The organism is Ensifer sp. SSB1, from assembly GCF_016652895.1.
Lineage (GTDB): Bacteria > Pseudomonadota > Alphaproteobacteria > Rhizobiales > Rhizobiaceae > Ensifer.
Genome location: NZ_JAEPRP010000061.1, coordinates 32,320 through 38,358, shown reverse-complemented (window position 1 = coordinate 38,358; position 6,039 = coordinate 32,320). Strand labels below are relative to the sequence as shown.

The 6,039-nt window shown below is 61.8% G+C and carries 6 protein-coding genes; 5 read left to right on the top strand and 1 reads right to left on the bottom strand.

Features of this window, described 5'->3' with window-relative positions; all coding sequences use genetic code 11:
* The 4 genes from I8N66_RS16815 to I8N66_RS16800 form a co-directional block, all read left to right on the top strand.
* On the top strand, positions 1-179 hold a 179-nt coding region (locus I8N66_RS16815; RefSeq protein WP_291155503.1), incomplete at its 5' end, for a ferrochelatase.
* Between the two features lie 196 nt (positions 180-375).
* Complete coding sequence (locus tag I8N66_RS16810) at positions 376-1,374, top strand: SPFH domain-containing protein (RefSeq protein ID WP_113541199.1); 999 nt, start codon at positions 376-378, stop codon at positions 1,372-1,374.
* A gap of 3 nt (positions 1,375-1,377) precedes the next feature.
* A complete protein-coding gene (locus tag I8N66_RS16805) occupies positions 1,378-1,836 on the top strand; it encodes an NfeD family protein (RefSeq protein WP_113541198.1) in 459 nt (152 codons plus the stop codon).
* A 109-nt stretch (positions 1,837-1,945) separates the two neighbouring features.
* Positions 1,946-3,391, top strand: a complete 1,446-nt coding sequence (locus I8N66_RS16800; protein ID WP_291155498.1) for an outer membrane beta-barrel protein — start codon at positions 1,946-1,948, stop codon at positions 3,389-3,391.
* A 128-nt stretch (positions 3,392-3,519) separates the two neighbouring features.
* On the opposite strand, the gene galU is transcribed toward I8N66_RS16800, so the two are convergent.
* Complete coding sequence (galU, locus tag I8N66_RS16795; protein ID WP_291155496.1) at positions 3,520-4,407, bottom strand: UTP--glucose-1-phosphate uridylyltransferase GalU; 888 nt, start codon at positions 4,405-4,407, stop codon at positions 3,520-3,522.
* Positions 4,408-4,802: 395 nt separating this feature from the next.
* Here galU and I8N66_RS16790 point away from each other — a divergent pair, with 395 nt between their 5' ends.
* Positions 4,803-6,023, top strand: a complete 1,221-nt coding sequence (locus I8N66_RS16790; RefSeq protein ID WP_291155494.1) for a lytic murein transglycosylase — start codon at positions 4,803-4,805, stop codon at positions 6,021-6,023.
* Positions 6,024-6,039 lie beyond the last annotated feature (16 nt).

Here is a 6,039-nt window from a genome sequence, read left to right as displayed (position 1 = left end):
ATCCCGGCTTCGTTTCCGACTGTCTGGAAACGCTGGAAGAGATCGCCGAACAGGCCGCCGAGAGCTTCCATCACAACGGCGGTGAGAAGTTCACCCATATCCCCTGCCTGAACGACAGCACCGAAGGCATGGCCGTGCTCGAACACGTCGTGCGCCGGGAGCTTGCCGGCTGGCTTTGAGCCTCCCGCCATCCCACTTGATAACTGCACGCTGATCACCACTTCAGGATGAAGGAGCTGCGCTCTTGCCCACCGGCGAGTGCGTCTCTCTAACATTTTGAATTTACGCGCAATCCGCGGAAAACCGATTCCGAATGGAAACGGAATACGCTAGACTGCAGCCACAGGTCGAGATTGCAATTTAAGGGGGTATGTCTTGGGCGGAATGGATATCGTCGTCATTGGCTTCGTGGTGCTTATCATCCTGGTCCTCTTCATGGGGATCAAGACGGTGCCCCAGGGCTACCGCTATACGATCGAACGCTTCGGCCGTTACACGAAAACGCTGGAACCCGGCCTCAACCTGATCGTTCCCTTCATCGATCGGATCGGTGCCAAGATGAACGTGATGGAGCAGGTGCTCGACGTTCCGACTCAGGAAGTCATCACCAAGGATAATGCCAGCGTCTCGGCCGATGCCGTCGCCTTCTACCAGATCCTGAACGCGGCGCAGGCAGCCTACCAGGTTGCCCATCTCGAAAACGCCATCCTCAACCTGACGATGACCAATATCCGCTCGGTCATGGGTTCGATGGATCTCGACGAACTGCTCTCCAACCGCGACACGATCAACGACCGGTTGCTGCATGTCGTCGACGAGGCCGCCAGTCCCTGGGGCATCAAGATCACCCGCGTCGAGATCAAGGACATCGCGCCGCCGAAGGATCTGGTCGACGCCATGGCAAGGCAGATGAAGGCCGAACGCGAGAAACGCGCCCAGGTGCTGGAAGCCGAGGGCGCCAGAAACGCCCAGATCCTGCGCGCCGAAGGCGCCAAGCAGTCGGCGATCCTGCAGGCCGAGGGCCAGCGCGAAGCAGCCTTCCGCGATGCCGAAGCCCGTGAACGTCTGGCGGAAGCCGAAGCAAAAGCGACGAAGATGGTTTCGGACGCCATTGCGTCGGGCGATGTTCAGGCGATCAACTACTTCGTCGCGCAAAAATACACCGAGGCGCTCGCCTCGATCGGAACCGCCAACAACCAGAAGATCGTGCTGATGCCGATGGAAGCCTCCGCGCTGATCGGCTCGCTCGGCGGCATCGGCGCCATCGCCAAGGAAGTCTTCGGCGACAGCCAGACAGCGCCCGCGACCCGCCCGCGCCAATCTACGCCGCGCACCACGCCCGCCTTCCCGGCCGATCCTTCGCAGGGGAAGTAGGCGATGATCGAACGCGCCATTCAAGAACTCGGGCCCTGGAGCTGGTGGGTTCTGGGCTTCGTGCTTCTGGCAGCCGAGCTCGTCGCGCCTGGCGTGTTCCTGATCTGGATCGGCGTCGCCGCGCTCGTTGTCGGAATTCTCTCGCTTCTGCTCTGGGAGATCGGCTTCTGGACGTGGCAAGTCCAGTTCGTCCTCTTCGCCCTCTTCGCCGTGGTAGCGGTCGTTCTTGGCCGCCGCCTTGTTCTCTCCTCGTCCGAAACGTCCGACGAGCCGTTGCTGAACCGGAGAGCGGAAAGCCTCGTCGGCCGCACCGCCGTGCTTGATAAACCCATCACCGAGGGGCGCGGTCGCATCCGGCTCGACGATACGTTCTGGATCATCGAGGGGCCGGACTTGCCGGCAGGCACCCGGGTGCGTGTCGTTTCCACGCACGGCCGAAACCTGACCGTCGAAAGCGCCTGAACGACAAGCGGCTGAACCCACGACGTTTTTTCCGCTTGGAAACGAATGCTTAACCACGTCGCTTTACGATTGCGAAAGGATTGCAATCAGGCTCGTGGACAAACGGCATATGGTGCCAGGCTCATCTCGCTCGACCAAAGGAGACGCGCGGCGTTCGGCTTCGCTGGCGTTGCTGTTGGCCGGCACGGCGCTGTTTGCGCCGGCGTCACTGAGCGCCCAGACCGCCACGCCCGCCGCCACAACGAATGCCGTTGGCACCAGTACGGCAGCCGTTCCCGCAGCGACGCCGGCGATCACAGATCCGCAGACCACCGGTGCCGTCAGCGCAGACGACCTGACACCGGCTTCGAACGAGGATTTCGTTCGCCAGAACCAGCGCGAACCGACGATCGACGGCCTGCGGCTGCGGACCTATAACCCCGAGTACGATCGTTCGCCGGGCATCCGCATCGGCACGTTCACGCTGCGCCCGGGCGTCAGCGAGAGCATCAACCACGAATGGCGCAAGGACGGTGACACGAAGACGAACCGCGGCTACCTCGAAACCGGGATCCGCGGCACGCTGACCTCGGACTGGTCGCGGCACCAGTTGACCGTCACCGGCGAAGGCATCCTGCAGAACAATATCTCGGGCGAAGGCGAGGAAGAACCGCGCGCCGATGTCGACGCGGAACTGCGGCTCGATCTCTGGGATGAAACGATCGCGCGGCTTCGGGCCGGATACAGCTTCTACCGCGAAGACGCCGACGACCCCAACGCGATCTCGAACGCCAAGACCCAGTCCGCGGTCAACAACTACCGCCTTGGCGCCGCCATCGAGCGCGACTTCGGCCTGATCCGCGGTTCGGTCGGTATCGATTTCGACCGGCAAACCTATGGCGATGTCGAACTGGAGAACGGCACGAACCTCTCGGTCAAGTATCGCAATCGCAATACGGGCATCCTCACCGGCCGGGTCGGCTACGAGCTGTCGCCGGCACTGATCCCGTTCCTCGAAGCCTCCGTCGGCAAATCGCTCTACGATCTGCGCGAAGACCCGCTCGGTTTCGAGCGCTCCTATCAGACCTATGCCGCCCGCGGCGGTGTCGAGGTCGATCTCGGCGAGAAGCTCTACGGCGAACTGGGCCTCGGCTACGAAACCTACAATTTCGAGGACGACCGGCTTGGCGAGCTCAGCGGCCTCTCGGTCGACGGGCGCATCAACTGGTCGCCGCAACGCGGCACCGACGTCCTCTTCGCCGTTTCGACCGACCTCAACCCGTCGACGACACCGGGCGATCCGGGTTCGATCGACTACAACCTCACCAACATCATCACCCACCAGATGCGATCGGACCTGGTGGCACGGCTGACGAACAGCCTGACGCTGCGCAACTATCCCTCCGACGCCCGCTCGTCGGACGAAACCACCTGGCGCACCGGCGCCGGCCTGACCTACGACATCAACCGCTATCTCGCCTTGACGGGCGACGTCAGCTACGAACGCACTACCCGTGATCAAGGCGATACGACGGACATTACCCGTGTCGGCGTTGGGCTCACGCTGCGGCGCTAAAGCTATTCCAGGAAAAATGTGAAACGGTTGTCCGTCCTGAAGTGCGTCATTTCAAAGCGCCTGCCATCTTCAACGGAAAAGGCCGCGCCCGAAGGACGCGGCCTTTGACATTTTCGGGACCTGACCGATTACTTCAGGCTGCCCAGCAGGGTCTTCAACGGACCCTCGACGGTCGGGCGGATATCGCCGCGCTCCAGCGCAAAGGCGACGTTCGCCAGGATGAAGCCGTCCTTGGCGCCACAGTCATAGGTGTCGCCGCGGAAATGATAGGCGGCGAACTGCTGGCTGTCGGAGAGCTTGAGCATGCCGTCGGTCAGCTGGATTTCGTTGCCGGCGCCGCGTTCCTGCTTTTCGAGGATCGGGAAGATCTCCGGCTGCAGGATGTAGCGGCCGTTGATGAAGAAGTTGGACGGGGCCGTGCCCGGTGCCGGCTTCTCGACCATCTTGGTGATCTTGAAACCATCGCCAACCTTGTCGCCAACGCCGACAATACCGTATTTGTGGGCCTGGTCCGGTGCACATTCCTCAACCGCGATGACGTTGCCGCCGCTCTGCTCATAGAGCTCGACCATGCCCTTGAGGCAGCCCTTTTCGCCCTTCATGATCATGTCCGGCAGAAGCAGCGCAAACGGCTCGTTGCCGACGAGATCACGGGCGCACCATACTGCATGGCCAAGGCCGAGCGGCGCCTGCTGGCGGGTGAAGCTGGTGGTGCCGGCCTTCGGCAGAATGCCGTCGAGCAACGCGATCTCGGCCTTCTTGTTGCGTTCGCGCAGCGTCTGATCGAGCTCGACCTGAATGTCGAAGTAATCCTCGATGACCGCCTTGCTGCGGCCGGTGACGAAGATCAGATGCTCGATGCCGGCTTCCAGCGCCTCATCGACCACATATTGAATGACCGGCTTGTCCACCACCGTCAGCATTTCCTTCGGCACGGCCTTGGTGGCCGGCAGGAAACGTGTGCCCAGCCCTGCGACCGGGAACACGGCTTTGCGGACTTTACGCTTGTCGGTCATCTATACCTCCTTGAAAGGACTTCACTCATAACTGTTACCGAACGGCCCCAACGTCAATCCGCCTGGAACCATACAGCGCTCCGTAATGGAGCCGCAATCTCTATGCCGTCAGCTGAACACAGCCTGAACCGACCGAACAATGCTTATGCGAACTCCACGACCATGGCTTGACATTTTCTGCAGCGGAAGACGCCACCACAATTTCATGGTAAAGGGTTTGTTGACCACGTTTCTGTAGATTCATTGCAATCCGGCAATGCAACAATCGCGGCCGGATCCGAAACAGGAGCCGCCGACGACCGCCCCACCGTCCAGGCTGGCCCCAGACTGCCACCTTGCGGAGCGATTCGGGCCATGACGGCCGAAGCCCCGCAGAGAAACGGAACCGACAGCTGATGATCAGAAACCGCAGGACGTTTTTCCGTCATATCGCAGCCGCCCTCGTCCTATCCGCCGCAACGCTCGGCACCGCCCCCGCGCGCGCCGATGCCGGATTCCAGAACTGGATCAACGAAATCTACGCGACGGCCGCCAAGGCCGGCATCACCAAGGCAACCTATCGCCAGGCCTTCGCCGGAGTGAAGTCGCCCGACGAGACGGTGATCGAAAAGGCGAACTACCAGCCGGAGTTCAAGCACAAGATCTGGGAATACATCGATTCCCGCGTGAACCCCTACACCAAGCGCGTCGGCCAGGAGATGGCGACCAAGCACGCCCGTACGCTGAGCGCGCTGGAAAAGCACTTCGGCGTCGACAAAACCATCCTTCTGGCGATCTGGTCGATGGAATCCAACTACGGCGCCGTGCTCGAGAAGGATGACCGCCTGCACTATGTGCCGCGCGCGCTCGCAACCCTTGCCTATGCCGATCCGAAGCGCTCGAACTACGCCAAGAAGCAGTTGATCGCGGCGCTGAAGATTCTTCAGAGCGGCGACATCACCCCCCGCGAGCTGACCGGCTCCTGGGCCGGCGCCATGGGCCACACGCAGTTCATTCCGACGAGCTACCTGCTCTATGCGGTCGACGCCGATGGCAATGGTCACCGCGACATCTGGAATTCGGTGCCCGATGCACTGGCAACGGCCGCCAACCTGTTGAAGAAGAATGGCTGGCAACCGGGCGAAACCTGGGGCTACGAGGTCGCGCCCCCGGCAAATGCCGCAAAATATTCCGGCCAGACGAAGACACTCGCCGAATGGGCATCGCTCGGCTTTGCCCGGCCGAACGGCAAGGGCTTCCGCAATGGCAGCATGCGCGCCGAACTCAAGCTGCCGAGCGGTGGCGAAGGCCCCGGTTTCCTGATGACCAAGAACTTCTTCGTCATCAAGCGCTACAACGCCTCCGACAGCTACGCGCTCGGCGTCGGCCTTCTTGCCGACCAGATCGCCGGCTATCAGGGCATGCAACAGCGCTGGCCGCGTCCGGACGGGTCGCTCGACATCAGCGAAAAGTTCGAGCTGCAGAACCGTCTGAAGGAGCTCGGCTACTACAGCGGCGAAGTCGACGGCAATTTCGGCTCCGGTTCGAAGGCCGCGATCCAGGCGTTCCAGTCGAAGAATGGCCTGGCTCCGGATGGGCAGCCGACCCAGATGCTGCTGCGCGCATTGCGCAACTAGCGGACTCGAAACTGTT